Source organism: Solwaraspora sp. WMMA2080 (assembly GCF_027497395.1).
In the GTDB taxonomy this organism is placed as follows: Bacteria; Actinomycetota; Actinomycetes; order Mycobacteriales; family Micromonosporaceae; genus Micromonospora_E.
Genome location: NZ_CP114910.1, coordinates 711,693 through 724,551, shown reverse-complemented (window position 1 = coordinate 724,551; position 12,859 = coordinate 711,693). Strand labels below are relative to the sequence as shown.

General features: G+C 72.0%; 13 protein-coding genes. 2 read left to right on the top strand and 11 right to left on the bottom strand.

The features are described from left to right. Window positions 1-2 precede the first annotated feature (2 nt). Window positions 3-500 carry a nuclear transport factor 2 family protein gene (locus O7543_RS03215; RefSeq protein ID WP_281555259.1) on the bottom strand — a complete coding sequence of 166 codons (498 nt, stop codon included), beginning with the start codon at window positions 498-500 and terminating at the stop codon, window positions 3-5. 62 nt (window positions 501-562) lie between these two features. Between O7543_RS03215 and O7543_RS03210 the strand changes: the two genes are divergently transcribed. Further along, on the top strand, window positions 563-1,027 hold the full coding sequence (locus O7543_RS03210; RefSeq protein WP_123602222.1) for a nuclear transport factor 2 family protein: 465 nt from the start codon (window positions 563-565) through the stop codon (window positions 1,025-1,027). A gap of 68 nt (window positions 1,028-1,095) precedes the next feature. Here the strand turns inward: O7543_RS03210 and O7543_RS03205 are convergent, their stop codons facing one another. The 6 genes from O7543_RS03205 to O7543_RS03180 are packed head-to-tail and all read right to left on the bottom strand — an operon-like array spanning window position 1,096 to window position 7,519. Next, a complete protein-coding gene (locus O7543_RS03205; protein WP_281555260.1) occupies window positions 1,096-2,322 on the bottom strand; it encodes a PLP-dependent aminotransferase family protein in 1,227 nt (408 codons plus the stop codon). A 29-nt stretch (window positions 2,323-2,351) separates the two neighbouring features. Continuing rightward, complete coding sequence (locus O7543_RS03200) at window positions 2,352-3,155, bottom strand: SDR family oxidoreductase (protein ID WP_281555261.1); 804 nt, start codon at window positions 3,153-3,155, stop codon at window positions 2,352-2,354. Between the two features lie 52 nt (window positions 3,156-3,207). Then, a complete protein-coding gene (locus O7543_RS03195; RefSeq protein ID WP_281555262.1) occupies window positions 3,208-4,083 on the bottom strand; it encodes an ABC transporter permease in 876 nt (291 codons plus the stop codon). Continuing rightward, window positions 4,076-5,032: an ABC transporter permease gene (locus O7543_RS03190; protein WP_281555263.1), complete on the bottom strand. Its 957-nt coding sequence runs from the start codon at window positions 5,030-5,032 to the stop codon at window positions 4,076-4,078. Before O7543_RS03190 ends, O7543_RS03195 begins: the two co-directional genes overlap by 8 nt. A gap of 28 nt (window positions 5,033-5,060) precedes the next feature. After that, window positions 5,061-5,885, bottom strand: coding sequence for an SDR family oxidoreductase (locus O7543_RS03185; protein WP_281555264.1), 825 nt, complete (start codon window positions 5,883-5,885; stop codon window positions 5,061-5,063). Then, a complete protein-coding gene (locus tag O7543_RS03180; protein WP_281555265.1) occupies window positions 5,882-7,519 on the bottom strand; it encodes an ABC transporter substrate-binding protein in 1,638 nt (545 codons plus the stop codon). The genes O7543_RS03185 and O7543_RS03180 overlap by 4 nt, the downstream gene beginning before the upstream one ends. A gap of 212 nt (window positions 7,520-7,731) precedes the next feature. Between O7543_RS03180 and O7543_RS03175 the strand changes: the two genes are divergently transcribed. Next, window positions 7,732-8,400, top strand: a complete 669-nt coding sequence (locus O7543_RS03175) for a TetR/AcrR family transcriptional regulator (protein ID WP_281555266.1) — start codon at window positions 7,732-7,734, stop codon at window positions 8,398-8,400. A 20-nt stretch (window positions 8,401-8,420) separates the two neighbouring features. Here O7543_RS03175 and O7543_RS03170 read toward each other — a convergent pair whose 3' ends face one another. Genes O7543_RS03170 through O7543_RS03155 form a run of 4 tightly spaced genes read right to left on the bottom strand, consistent with a single transcriptional unit; the run spans window position 8,421 to window position 12,837 of the window. Beyond that, complete coding sequence (locus O7543_RS03170; protein WP_281555267.1) at window positions 8,421-10,043, bottom strand: FAD-dependent oxidoreductase; 1,623 nt, start codon at window positions 10,041-10,043, stop codon at window positions 8,421-8,423. A gap of 19 nt (window positions 10,044-10,062) precedes the next feature. Further along, window positions 10,063-10,839 carry a hypothetical protein gene (locus tag O7543_RS03165; RefSeq protein ID WP_281555268.1) on the bottom strand — a complete coding sequence of 259 codons (777 nt, stop codon included), beginning with the start codon at window positions 10,837-10,839 and terminating at the stop codon, window positions 10,063-10,065. Next, window positions 10,832-11,071: a 4Fe-4S binding protein gene (locus O7543_RS03160; protein ID WP_123602230.1), complete on the bottom strand. Its 240-nt coding sequence runs from the start codon at window positions 11,069-11,071 to the stop codon at window positions 10,832-10,834. The genes O7543_RS03165 and O7543_RS03160 overlap by 8 nt, the downstream gene beginning before the upstream one ends. Window positions 11,072-11,073: 2 nt before the next feature. Next, window positions 11,074-12,837, bottom strand: coding sequence for an FAD-dependent oxidoreductase (locus O7543_RS03155; protein WP_281555269.1), 1,764 nt, complete (start codon window positions 12,835-12,837; stop codon window positions 11,074-11,076). Between the last annotated feature and the right edge of the window lie 22 nt (window positions 12,838-12,859).

Here is a 12,859-nt window from a genome sequence, read left to right as displayed (position 1 = left end):
GGTCAGTCCGCAGCGGCCGGCGCGACGAGCAGGTCGTCGCGGCGCATCCAGTCCAGCACGTGTTCCCGGCGGCTGATCAGCCAGCGGCCGTCGACCCGGACCAGTTCGTCGAGGTAACGCAGACCCCGGGTGCGCATCCGGGGGCCGGCGGCCGGCCGGTCGATCAGGTGGGCCTGGGCGTAGGTCTGCGCCACCGCGCGGTCGCCGGTCACCTCGGCGAAGTGGTTGCCGATGAAGTGCATCGACGCCCGCAGGTCGACGATCTCCAGTGGGAACCGGACCGGCGACTGGCCGGTGAAGAAGGCCATGATCCGGTCGATCCCGCCGGCCACCCGTACCCCCTCGTAGATCCCCTCCACGTCGTCGGTGAAGCAGCCGCGCAGCCGGTCCCAGTCCCGGCTGTCGATCGCCATGAAGTACCGGTTGACCACGTCGGCGATGGCAAGCCGGTCGGCGGTCAGCGGGTCGATGACCCGACCCTGCGTCCGTGACGTGTCCATGACCCGATCTCCTGTCCTCGAATTGACGGTGCCGCGCCGCGGCGCCCCGTCGAAAGGTGTGCATGATGCCCGGATACGCCGATGACCGAGCGGCCATCGTCGAGTTGTTGAACCGGTACGCGCAGTGCTGCGACCGGCGTGAGTTCGAGGCGGTCGGCGGCTGCTTCACCGACGACGCCCAGGCCGAGTACTCCGGCAAGCGGCTGCCGCGCGGGGTGCGCCACATCGTCGCGCACATGGCGCCGCTGGCCCGACTGGCCGCCAGCCAGCACGTGGTCGGCTCGGCCACCGTCGAGGTCGACGGCGACTCGGCGGTCGCGAGCTCGTACACGGTTGCCCACCTGGTCCGGCCGGTGCCCGACGGCCACGAGGTGGTGCACCGGGGGCTGCACTACGCCGACCGGCTGGTCCGCACCGGCGACGGCTGGCGGATCAGCGAACGGGTGCACCAGGTGCTCTGGAGCACCAGCTCGCCGACCACCTGGCCGGTGCCCCGGTTCACCACCGCCGCCCAGCCGGCCGACTGACCGGTCGTCGCCGCCCGGACCCGCCCGGTCCCACCCGGCATGTCCGGGCGGGTCCGGCATTGCCGGACTCACCCGGACGCCGTCAGGTCGTCGAAAGCATCCCCGAGGCGGTCGACCGCGGCCACCAGACCCGCCGGGCCCAGCATGCTGAACGACAGGCGCAGCTGCCGGGGGTAGGCGTCCGCCAGCGAGAACTCGTTACCCGGGACCACCGAAACGGCCCGGCGCATGGCGGCGCGGGCCAGGGCCAACGCGTCGATCTCCGGGGTCTGGACGCCGGCCCAGACGAACATCCCGCCGTCCGGCATCGAGGTGACCAGCCGACCGGCCAGCCGGTCGGCCACCGCCCCGGTCAGGGCCTCGGCCCGGGCCCGGTACAGGTCCCGCAGCCAGGCCAGGTGCCCGGCGAACCAGTCCGGGTCGGTCAGCAGCTCGACGAGCAGCCGTTGGCTCAACGCGGCGGAGTTCAGATCGGTCGCCTGCTTGGCCACCGCCAGCGCCCGGTGCAGCCACCTCGGTGCGACCAGGTAGCCGACCCGCAGCCCGGGTGCCACCAGCTTGGAGAAGCTGCCGAGGTAGACCACCTGCTCGGCGTCGTCGGCGGCGACCGGCGGCAGGTCGACTCCGGCGAACCGCAGCTGGCCGTACGGGTCGTCCTCGACGACGAGGAAACCGTACCGGGCCGCGAGCTGCGCCAGTCGGGTACGCCGTCGCGCGGTGAGGGTGCGTCCGCTCGGGTTGGAGAAGTTCGGCACCAGGTAGCACAGCTTCGGCCGCAGCCCGGCCTGTAGCCGCCCGGCCAGCACCTCGGTGTCCATCCCGTCGTCGTCGACCGGCACCTCGACGATCCTCGGCTGGTAGCCGGCCAACGCCCGCAGCGCCCCGACGTAGGCCGGCGACTCGACCACCGCCACGTCACCGGGGTCCAGCAGCACCTTGCCGATCAGGTCGAGCGCCTGTTGCGAACCGGTGGTGACCAGCAACCGCCCGGTCGGATCGGGCAGCCGCAGCCGGCCGGCCAGGTCGGCACCGACCAGGTCGAGCAGGTCCGGGTCGCCCTCGGTGGCCGAGTACTGCAGGGCGGAGCCGGCCCCGCCGGCCAGCGCCCGCTCGGCCGCTGCGGCGACCGCCCGCGCCGGGAACGCCTCGGCCGGCGGCAGCCCGCCGCCGAGCGACAGCAGCGCCGGCCCGGGTACGTCGCCGGCGGACGGCCGGGCCGCCGCCGCGACCAGCTCCCGCAGCTTCGACGGACGCATCCCGGCGGTACGGGCGGCGAACTCGGGTCGGGACGTCATCGCATTCCTTCCGTGGACGCTGGTCGGCGTCACCCCATCGACCATCCGCCGTTGGCCCGGATCAACTGCCCGGTGACGAACCGGGCGGCATCGGAGACCAGATAGAGCACCAGCAGCGCCTGGTCCTGCGGCTCCCCGACGATGTTCAGCGGCGAGCGGGCCGCCATGCCGGCCAGCCACTGGCTGCGCCGCTCCTCGTCGACGGTGCCGTCGGCGGCGGTGAAGTTGCGGGCGCTGAAATTGGTCAGGGTGGCGCCAGGCGCGATCGCGTTGACCCGTACCCCTTTCGGGCCGAGCTCCAGGGCGAGGGTCCGGGTCATCCCGACGACGGCGAGTTTGCCGAGGTGGTAGAGCCCGTAGCCGGCGGCGGGCAGATCGGCGGCGGTCGACGAGATGTTGACGATGGCCCCGCGGCCCTGGCGCGTCATCACCGTCGCGGCGGCCTGGCAGCCGTACAGCACGCCCTTGACACTGATCGCGAGCTCGGCGTCGAGGTCCGCGCCGGTGACCTCGGTCAACTCGCGGACCAGGGACGGCACGCCGGCGATGTTGCACTGGATGTCGAGGCCGCCGTACCGGTCGACGGCGGCGGTGGCCAGGGCGTCCAGGTCGGCCCGACGGCTGACATCGGTGTACTGGAAGCTGGCCCGTCCGCCGGCGACGGTGATGTCGGCGACGGTCGCCGCGCCGCGTTCGGCGTCGATGTCGGCGACCACCACGGCGGCGCCGGCGCGGGCGAGGGTCTGTGCGACCGCCTGGCCGATTCCGCTGCCGGCGCCGGTGACCGCGGCGACGCGGCCGTCCAGCCGGAACGCCGACTCGTCCATCCGCATGACGTACCTCCTGCTGCTCGGGTCGAGGGCGGCCCGGTCCCGGACGTTGCCGTCAGACCTGGGAGTCCCGGGGATCCCAGCGGGCCCGGGCACGTTCCCCGACGATGTTCAGGCTGAAGACGGTGAGGAACATGAACACGCCGGGGATCAGCGGTACGTGCGGGTGCCGGCGCAGCTCCCGCAGGCCACCCTCGGCGATCATGTTTCCCCAGGACGGGGCGGGCTGCTGCAGCCCGAGGCCGAGGAAGGCCAGCGATCCTTCCGCGACGATCAGCACGGCGGCGACGATGAAGGCGTAGGAGACCAGCGGCAGTGCCACGTTGGGCAGCAGTTCGCGGATCAGGATCCGGGTGTGCCGGGCGCCCATCGCCCGGCTGGCGGTGACGAACTCCCGTTGGGCGAACAGCAGCGTGTTGGCCCGGGCCAGTCGGATCATCGTCGGGATGCCGACCACGGCCAGGGCCAGACCGCTCTTGAGCACCGCCTCCGGCACGGTCCGGGGCGGGCCGAGCACCGCGGCGAAGGCGATCAGCAGGACGAGGGCGGGGATCACCAGGGCGGCGTCGGCGAAGATGCCGATCACCACGTCCACCCAGCCACGGAAGTAGCCGGCGACCATTCCGACCGCACCGCCGATCAGCAGGCTGACCAGTACGGTGCAGCCGACGGTCAGCAGACTCACCCGGGCTCCGTAGATGGACCGGGCCAGCAGGTCGAGACCGAAGCCGTTGGTGCCCAGCGGGTTGGCCGAGAACAGGTCGGGGCGGGCGTAGCCGGCGATCCCGATCGTCTGGGTGGTGTCGTCGGCGTTGCCCAGCGGCAGCAGGTCGGCGAGCAGGGCGCAGCCGGTGAGGGCGACCAGCCAGCCGAGGCTGATCCAGAAGGCGAGGTCGATCCGACGGCGTCGGGTACGGCTGGGCTCAGGCATGCCGCCTCCGGATCCGTGGGTCCAGATAGCCGTACAGCACGTCGACGGTGAGGTTCAGCAGCAGGTAGATGATCGCGATCAGCAGTACGCCGCCCTGCACCAGCTTGTAGTCGTTGCTCTGCGCGGCGTTGATGATCACGTTGCCCACCCCGGGCAGCACGAAGACCGCCTCGACGATGATGGTGCCGCCGAGCAGCCGGCCGGCGCTCACCCCGGCCAGCGTGATCAGCGAGAACGACGAGGGGCGCAGCGCCTCGCGGAGCATGATGTGCCAGCCGGGCATGCCCTTGGCCTTCGCGGCCAGGATGAAGTCCTCCTGCAGGGTGGCGACCAGGTCGCCGCGCAGCAGCCGGGCGAAGACCGGGGCCTCGGCCAACGCCAGGGTGAGCGCGGGCAGGAAGGCGTGCCACAGGTTCTGGCCGAGACCGTCGTCGGACGGCCGGGACCACTGCCCCAGCGGGAACCAGTCCAGGTGGATGGCGAACACCAGCAGCAGGAGCAGGCCGACCAGGAACGGCGGCACCGAGATGACGCCGATGGTGCCGGCCGAGATCCACCGGTCGACCAGCCCGCCGGCCCGGTACGCCGACCACATCGCCAACGGGACGGCGATCAGCAGGGCCAGCACGATGGCCATCGCGGCGAGCTGCAGGTTCACCGGGAACGCCCGCAGCAGCCGGTCGGAGACGTCTTCGATCGGCGGGACCAGGTTCTGGCCGAGGTCGCCACGCAGCACACCGCCGAGCCAATCGAGATAGCGCTGCACCGGCGGCTGGTCCAGCCCCATCTCGGTCCGGATCCGCTGGTAGTCGGCGGGCGTACCGGTGTTGCCGAGCACCTGCGCGGCGGGGTCGCCCGGCCCCAGCTGGAGCAGGACGAACGTGCCCACGCTGACCAGGAACAGCACCGGGACGAGCAGGGCCAGCTTGATGGCCACCGTCCGTAACATCAGTGCTCCTCCTCTCGTCGCCGCCGGCTCACACCAGCGGGGCCGGGCCGCCGTCGACCTCGATGGTCTGACCGGTCAGGTACGACGCCGCGTCGCTGGCCAGCCACCGGATCGCCGCGGCGATCTCGGCGGGGTCGCCGATCCGGCCGAGGACCGCGATCCGGCCCATCGCGTCGATCTCGGCGGCGCTGCGGTTGCGCTCCATCAACGGGGTACGGACCGGTCCGGGTGCGACGCAGTTGACCCGGATCCCGGCGGGACCGTGGTCGATGGCCAGCGCCCGGGTCAGTCCGACGACCCCGGCCTTGGCGGCGCAGTACGCCGGGTTGGCCCGCATGCCGCGCAGTCCCGCCCCGGACGAGACATTGACGATGGCCCCGCCGACCGCCGTCAGCTGCGGCAGCGCGGCCCGGCACATCAGGTAGACCGAGGTGAGGTTGAGCGACAGCCAGCGGTCCCACTCGGCGAGGTCGATGTCGATCACGGTACGGCCGGGCCGGCTGCCGCCCACCACGTTGATCAGCGCGTCCAGCCGCCCGTACCGGGTGGTGGCCGCGTCGACCGCCGTGGCCGCGCCGGCCTCGCTGGTCGCGTCGGCGACCACGGTCGTCACGCGGTCGGCACCGGCCAGGTCGGCGGCGGTCGCTGCCAGCCCGGCCGCGTCGACGTCGGCCAGCACCAGCCGGTAGCCGGCCTCGGCGAAGGACCGCGCGGTGGCCGCCCCGATCCCGTGGGCGGCTGCGGTGATCAGGGCCACCGGGGGTGCCGGGGTGGCGCCGGCAGCGCCGGCACCACCCCGCCCGGTGACCCGCGCCGACGGGTCAGCGGCGTCGGTCGCGGATCGTCCGGTCATCCCCGCGTCGCCCTACCGAGCAGCACCACGGTGTTGACGCTCTGCAGCACGTCGCCGACCTCGTCGGAGATCAGCACGACCTCCGGCTGCGCGGTCAGCGCGAGGAACGGCACGTCCTCGGCGTACGCCCGGGCGATGGTGCTGATCGCGGCCTTCACCTCGGCCTCGCTGCCGGCGGCCCGGCCGGCGGCGATCGCCTCGTCGACGCTGGGGTTGACGTAGCCGGAGAAGTTGCCACCGCCGGTGGTGACGTAGGTCGAGTTGAAGTCGCGGTTGAGGGCGAAGAACGGCTCGGCGTCGGAGATCGACGAGCCGAAGCAGGCCAGGTCGAAGTCCTTGCGCACGATGACCGCCGAGGTGTTCGCGGCGATCTCCTGCTGGTCGGTGAGGTCGACCTGCATACCGGCCGCCTCCAGCATGCCCTGCACCGCGGTCCCCCAGGTCGGCAGGCCGGTGTGGCAGCTGACCCGGATCCGCCCGTCCCAGCCGTCGGCCTTGGCCTGCTCGACCAGGTCGCGGGCCCGCTCGATGTCGTAGGCCGGACCTTCGACACCGTCGTACCAGCGGGAGTCCTCGGAGATCAGGGCGCTGGACATGAAGCCGGCGCCGCCGTACACCCGCTGTTTGAGCGTCTCCAGGTCGATGGCCGCGGCCACCGCCTGCCGGACCCGCTTGTCGGCGGTGGGTGCGGTGGACTCCAGTTCGGTGCCGTCCGGCTGGCCCTCGCACTGCGGTGCCGGCTCGCCTTCCTGGCAGGTGATCGGGAATCCGTTGTTCATGATCAGGGTGTCGTTGGCGGAGTACTGGACCCGGATGCCCTCGGCACCGTCCGCCTCGGCGTCCGCGATCGCCCCGGCGTCACGCAGGAAGGCCAGGTCGACGCTGCCCGCGCGGAACGCCTCGTAGGTCTGCGGCCCGTCACCGGCGTGGATGAACCGCACCCCGTCCAACGGGACCTCGCCGCCCCAGTAGTCGGGGTTGCGGGTGAGGGTCAGCGACTCGTCGGGGCGGAACTCGTCGAAGACGAACGGCCCGGCACCGGCACCCTGCGGGTTGGTGCCGAACGCGTCGCCCTGGGCGGCCACCGCCGCCGGGTTGACCACCATGCCGGGGGTCCCGGCGAGGGCGAACGGGAAGTTGTTCCACGGGAAGGCGAGGGTGAACACGACCGTCAGATCGTCGGGGGTGGCGTAGTCGGTGATCGGCGCGACCAGCGAACTGGCGTTGGACCGTGCCTCGGTGTGCCGTTGCATGTTCGCCACGACGGCCGCCGAGTCGTACGGCGCGCCGTCGCTGAAGGTGATCCCGGACCGCAAGGTGAGGGTCCACTGGGTGAAGTCGTCGTTGGGGGTCAGCGACTCGGCGGTCTGCGGCTCGAAGGCCCCGCTGGCCGGGTCGTACCGCATGATCGTGTCGTAGAGCGCCGCGAGTTCCGCGCCGCCGGAGTTGCCGGTGCCGGCCACCTGGACCGGATCGAGTGACTGGGTGGCGGACCAGGTGGCCATGGTGATCGTGCCGCCGGTCTCGTTGGTTTCGTTGTCGTCGCCGCAGGCGGCCACGGTGGCGAGCAGCAGCCCGGCCACCGCGACGCGGACGGGCGCCCCGTTCCACTTGTATTTCCGACCAGTTGCCATCTGCTTCTCCTGGTAGCCGTGAAGCCCGAGGCTTTGTGAATGCCATGTAAACTAGCCACGTACCGGCCACCAATCAAGCGCTCGCTTGGAGATTGTTACCCGAGCTCGACCTGGGGCGACCAGCCCAACCCCGACACCCGTCGCACCAAGCGCTTGATTGACTCTGCTATGCTGACGCCCGCCCGTTGCACCGCAGACCCGAAAGAGGCACCGTGGCAGAGTCGCTGGATCGACGACAGCAGATCATCGCCTGCGCGGCGGCCTTCTTCGCCAGTCGCGGCGTGGCCGCCACCACGGTCCGGCAGATCGCCGACGAGGTCGGCATCCTGTCCGGCAGCCTGTACCACCACTTCGACTCGAAGGAAGCGATCGTCGAGGCGATCCTCGGCCCCTACCTGGAGGATCTGCGCCACCGGTACGCCGGGGTGCTGGCCGGGGAGAACGATCCGGCGACCCGGCTGCGCGAGCTGGTCCGCGCCTCGCTGGACACCGCCGCGGCGCACCCGCACGCCACCGAGATCTACCAGAACGACGTCAACTACCTGCGTGGCCTGGCCCGGTTCCACTACCTCAAGGACGTCGCCCGCGAAGTGCAGAGCGCCTGGCTCGGGGTGATCGAAGCGGGCGTCAGCAGCGGAGCGTTCCGCCCCGACATCGATACCCGGGTGTTCTACCGCTTCATCCGCGACGCGGTATGGCTGTCGGTCCGGTGGTTCCACCCGAGCCCCGACAATCCCACCAGCCGGCTCGCCGACCAGTGCACCGCGATCTTCCTCGACGGCCTGGCCGCACGCCCGACCGATGCCGCCGCGCCGGCCCTGCCGACCCCACCAGCCGCGGTTGACGCGGTCGGTGGGGCGGCGCCGGCACCGGCCGGCTGACCGGCCGGTAACCGGCCGGCTCATCCGGCGGCCAGCGAGCGCCCGCTCAGGTATCCGTACGTCATCCCGGCGGCGAGCGTCGCGCCGGCACCCGGATAGCCCGGTCCGAACGGGCTGGCCGCCACGTTCCCGCAGGCGTACAGGCCGCCGATCAGCCCACCGTCGACGTCCCGCACCTGGCCGTGCTCGTCGCAGAGCGGGCCGCCCTTGGTGCCCAGACAGCCCAGGTGCAGCCGTACCGCGTAGTAGGGACCGTCACCGAGCGGACGCAGGTTGCGGTGCGGAGTCACCGTCGGATCGCCCCGGTACCGGTCGTACACCGTCGTGCCCCGACCGAACTGCGGATCCCGGCCCTGCGCGGCGTGCCGGTTGAACTCGGCGACCTGCTCGGCCAACCCGTCCGGGTCGATGCCGACCGCGCCGGCCAGCTCCGCCAAGGTCGGTGCCGTCGCCATCCACCCCGGGGTCGGCGCGTCCGGGGTCGCCGTGGCGACCGAGTACGACGACCGGAACCGGTCGTCGAACACCAGCCAGCAGGGCAGGTTGGCGTACTCGTAGCGGATCGGGTCGAACGTGGCCATCGCCTTGCCGAGGTCGTTGTAGTTCATCGCCTCGTTGGAGAACCGCCGGCCGTGCCGGTTGACGATGATCCCGCCGGGCAGCGCCCGCAGACCTGACGTGGGCCGGAACAGCGGCGCGCCGTCGTAGGTGTCGCCGACCGCGTACACCATCGGCCCCCACCAGGCCTCGTTCATGTTGCCGAGCGCGGCACCGACCTCCATCACCATCCGCAACCCGTCACCGGCGTTCGCCGGTGGGCTGGCCGGTGCGTCCATCGGTACGCCGAGGAACTGCCCGACCATCGCCGGGTCCCACTCGAACCCACCGGAGGCCAGCACCACACCCCGCTGCGCGACGATCTCCACCTCGCCGTCGCCGGTGGCCACGGTGATCCCGTCGACCCGTCCGCCGGTGCGCCGCAGCCGGACCGCCCGGGTGTCGGTGTGCACCGTGGCGCCGAGTTGCAGGCAGCCGTACAGCAGCTCACCGACCAGGGCGGCGCCCATGCCGACCACGCCCTTCGCGGTGCGTTCGGCGATCAGCGCCCAGTCCCACCGGTCCAGGGTGTCCATCCCCCACTGGTCCAGTTCGAGCTTGGTGACCGGCACCGTCGAATGCGTCGGCCGCAGCTTGCCGCGCAGCTCGCCAAGGACGGTCGCGTCGAACAGGTCGCTCTGCAGGGTGCGTCCGCCCGGATGCGCCCCGGGCAGGTCCGGCTGGTAGTCCGGGTGCTCCCGGTTCGGGGTGAAGCGCAGCCCGGTGCGCGCCACCACCAGGTCCAGCATCGGGTTGACCTGGTCGACAAAGGCCTCGATGACCTGGTCGGGGACCCGGTCCAGGGCGAGTCGTCGCAGGTAGGTGAGCGCGTCGTCGCGGCTGTCCGGCACGCCCGCCTCGGCCAGCCAGCGGTTCGCCGGCGCCCAGATGGAGCCGCCGGAGACCACGGTGGTGCCGCCGATCACCGGCGCCTTCTCCAGGATGGTGACCTGCCGGCCGGCCGCGGCGGCGGTCAACGCCGCGGTCAGCCCGGCGGCGCCGGTGCCGACCACCACCACATCGGTACGGCGTGGCAACTCGTGCATGGCTCGTCTGCTCCCCTCGTCAGGCGCTGGCCCGCCGGGCTTCGAGTGCCTGGCGGATGTTGCGCAGGAAGTCCTCGGCGGTCGGCTCCACCATCGGCCCCATCAACAGCTCGACCATCGGGGCCATCGGACCGCCCGGGGTGAGCTGCAGATGAAAGCGCAACCGGGACCGGCCTGTCCGGGCCGATGTCGGCGGGCCCGCCTCCCGGCCGACCGCGGCGGCACCGGTAGCAGCGGCCGGCTGGCCGTGCCCGGCCGTCGGACCCGCCTGCTGGCCGTCGACCGCCGGCGGGTGGGTTGCCCGGCGGCGGTTCAACCAGCGCAGCAGGCGGCCGGCCACGGCGAACCTGATCCGGCGCAGCAGTCCGGGACGGGTCTGTTCGTCGCCGCGCTCGGGCCGTCGCTGCTCTCCCGAGGCCGGGGAACCGTCGGTTGGGGAACCGTCGGTTGGGGAACCGTCAGTCGGGCCGACCGCAGCGGCGGCGCCCGGCACCGACGGCGCGTCGACCGGCTCGATGTCGAAGCTGCCCTGCCCGGTGATCCGTTCGGTCAGCCCGGTGATGGTGAACTCCGCCCGCCGGCCCGGCTCCCAGACGGTGATGTCGGCCTGCAGGTCCACCTCACGGGCGAGGACCCCGACGTCACCGCGCAGCGTCCAGATCGACCGCCGGTCGTCGACCAGGTCCAGCTTCTGGAAGCCGACCAGGAAGTGCGCCCAGTTCGGGATCACCTCGACGAACGACCACACCTCGTCGACGCCGACGTCGATGTCCAGGGTGTAGCTCGCCTCAATCATGGTCGGGCCGACCTGGCAGGATGGAGATCGGCTGCTGCCGCATGCTCCAGGTGAACTCGATGTCGATCGCGCCGGCCGGGCACTCCACCCGGCAGACGTCGCAGTAGCTGCACTCGTCCGGGTAGCGGACCATCTCCGCCACGCCCCGGTCGATGTGCAGGATGTCGCCCGGACAGACGTCCTGGCAGATCCCGCAGAGCGTGCAGAGGTTCTCATTGATCCGTGGTGCCATGCCTATCCCACCTTTCCGGCGAGCCGTGCTCCCCGCTCACCGACCAGTTCCACGACCGACCGGTTCTCCAGTTGCGCCGCACGCCAGGACGGGGTCGGCACGGTGTGCTCCAGCACCGGCTGCTCGCCGTCGTGTCCGGCCAGGATCGACACGCCGAGCCACCGCTGGTCGTCGGCGCCGGGCCGGTCGGTGCGGTAGTGGCCCATCAGGAAGCTGAACCGGCTCTCGTCGCGCTCCAGCGCGACGGCGGTCATCATCTCGTCGAACAGCCGCAGGTCGAACGCCTCGTGGGCGCGCATCAGCTCGTGGCCGTTGCCGGCGTGGACCTCGCCGGCCGCCGCCGCGTACCCGCGCAGGTACTCGGCGGCCTGCCGCAGCCCGATCTCGTTGCGGTCCATTCCGACGTACTTGGTCATCAGGTCCTGCAGCTGGTGCTCGTACTCGCGCCAGCCGATCCCGCTGGTCCGGTTCAGCGGTGCCAGGGTCCGCCGACGTTCGGCGGCCACCGCCGAGGCGTCCAGCACCGGTGCGGCGGCGGACCGGGCGAACTCGGCGGCGGTCCGGCCGATGACGTACCCGCTGGCCAGTGAGCCGGCCAGGGCGTACGCCGGGGTGGCCAGGTCACCGGCGGCGAACATGCCGGGAACCCGGGTCTGCCCGTCCGCGCCGACCACCACGCCCTTGGGCGATCCGGTGGCCGACCAGGCGCCGTTGAACAGTTCGAACTCGACCGGGTGCCGGGACAGGTCGATGCCGGACTGCTCCAGGAACTCCAGGAACAGCGGGGCGTCGTAGGAGATGTAGTCGCTGATCGCGGCGATCTCAGCGGGCGGCAGATGGGTGCAGTCGATGTACACCGGGCCACGGCCGGCGAGCACCTCACCGGCCGCCTTGCCGACGATGCCGAACCCGAACCGCCGCTCCCCCGCGACGTCCGGCAGGTCGGCGATGAGCTGACCGTTGCCGTTGACCAGCCGGCCACCGGCCTCCAGCAGGTTGCCCATCGCGCCGGTGGCGAAGCCACGCGGGAAGAGGAAGGTCCCGAGGAACTCGATGTTGGCGGCCACCGCGCCGGCCCGGGCGGCGAGGGCGAACCCGGTGGTGGCGTGGTAAGGCCGGTGGTAGGTGTGGAACGCGTCGCGGCGGGGCGAGTTGAAGATGACCCGTTCGGCGTTGCCGGTGGCGACGATCACCGCGCCGGCGCGGAAGGTCAGAAACTCGCAGGACCGGATGTCGAAGCCGGTGGCGCCGACCGCGCGGCCGGTGTCGTCGAGCTGCACGCTGGTGGCGTGGACCCCGCCGATGATCCGGACCCGGTCGGTGGCGGCCGCCCGCTCGGCCAGCCGGGGCTTGATGTCGGCGCCGTCGAACTTGAGCACGATCGGACCGGGCGTCCACATCCGCCCGACCCGCTCGTAGTCGCCGTCGGCGTTGCGCAGTGGCACGCCGGACTCCTCCAGGAACCGACAGACCGCCGGCAGCGGTTCGATGCCCAGCGGCCGGGCCACCTCCATGTCGACCAGCCCGAGGGCGATGTCGCAGTACCAGTCGGCGAAGACCTCCGGGGTGTCCCAGGGCTCGCCCAGATCCAGGTAGGTGGTGAGGAAGGCCAGTCCCCGGCCGGCGTCGCCGGAGCGCCGTACCGACCTGGTCTTGTCGACCAGGACCACCGAGGCACCCGCCTCCGCGGCCCGCACGGCCGCCACGCAGCCGGCGATTCCCCCACCGATGACGAGTACGTCGGACTCGATCACGTTGCCGTCCACCGGTGCCTCCCTCCTATCGTCG

Bases quoted from the DNA above. Each gene is read 5' to 3' on its own strand.
- O7543_RS03215 (WP_281555259.1), bottom strand. From the start codon at position 500: ATGGACACGTCACGGACGCAGGGTCGGGTCATCGACCCGCTGACCGCC.
- O7543_RS03210 (WP_123602222.1), top strand. From the start codon at position 563: ATGATGCCCGGATACGCCGATGACCGAGCGGCCATCGTCGAGTTGTTG.
- O7543_RS03205 (WP_281555260.1), bottom strand. From the start codon at position 2,322: ATGACGTCCCGACCCGAGTTCGCCGCCCGTACCGCCGGGATGCGTCCG.
- O7543_RS03200 (WP_281555261.1), bottom strand. From the start codon at position 3,155: ATGCGGATGGACGAGTCGGCGTTCCGGCTGGACGGCCGCGTCGCCGCG.
- O7543_RS03195 (WP_281555262.1), bottom strand. From the start codon at position 4,083: ATGCCTGAGCCCAGCCGTACCCGACGCCGTCGGATCGACCTCGCCTTC.
- O7543_RS03190 (WP_281555263.1), bottom strand. From the start codon at position 5,032: ATGTTACGGACGGTGGCCATCAAGCTGGCCCTGCTCGTCCCGGTGCTG.
- O7543_RS03185 (WP_281555264.1), bottom strand. From the start codon at position 5,885: ATGACCGGACGATCCGCGACCGACGCCGCTGACCCGTCGGCGCGGGTC.
- O7543_RS03180 (WP_281555265.1), bottom strand. From the start codon at position 7,519: ATGGCAACTGGTCGGAAATACAAGTGGAACGGGGCGCCCGTCCGCGTC.
- O7543_RS03170 (WP_281555267.1), bottom strand. From the start codon at position 10,043: ATGCACGAGTTGCCACGCCGTACCGATGTGGTGGTGGTCGGCACCGGC.
- O7543_RS03165 (WP_281555268.1), bottom strand. From the start codon at position 10,839: ATGATTGAGGCGAGCTACACCCTGGACATCGACGTCGGCGTCGACGAG.
- O7543_RS03160 (WP_123602230.1), bottom strand. From the start codon at position 11,071: ATGGCACCACGGATCAATGAGAACCTCTGCACGCTCTGCGGGATCTGC.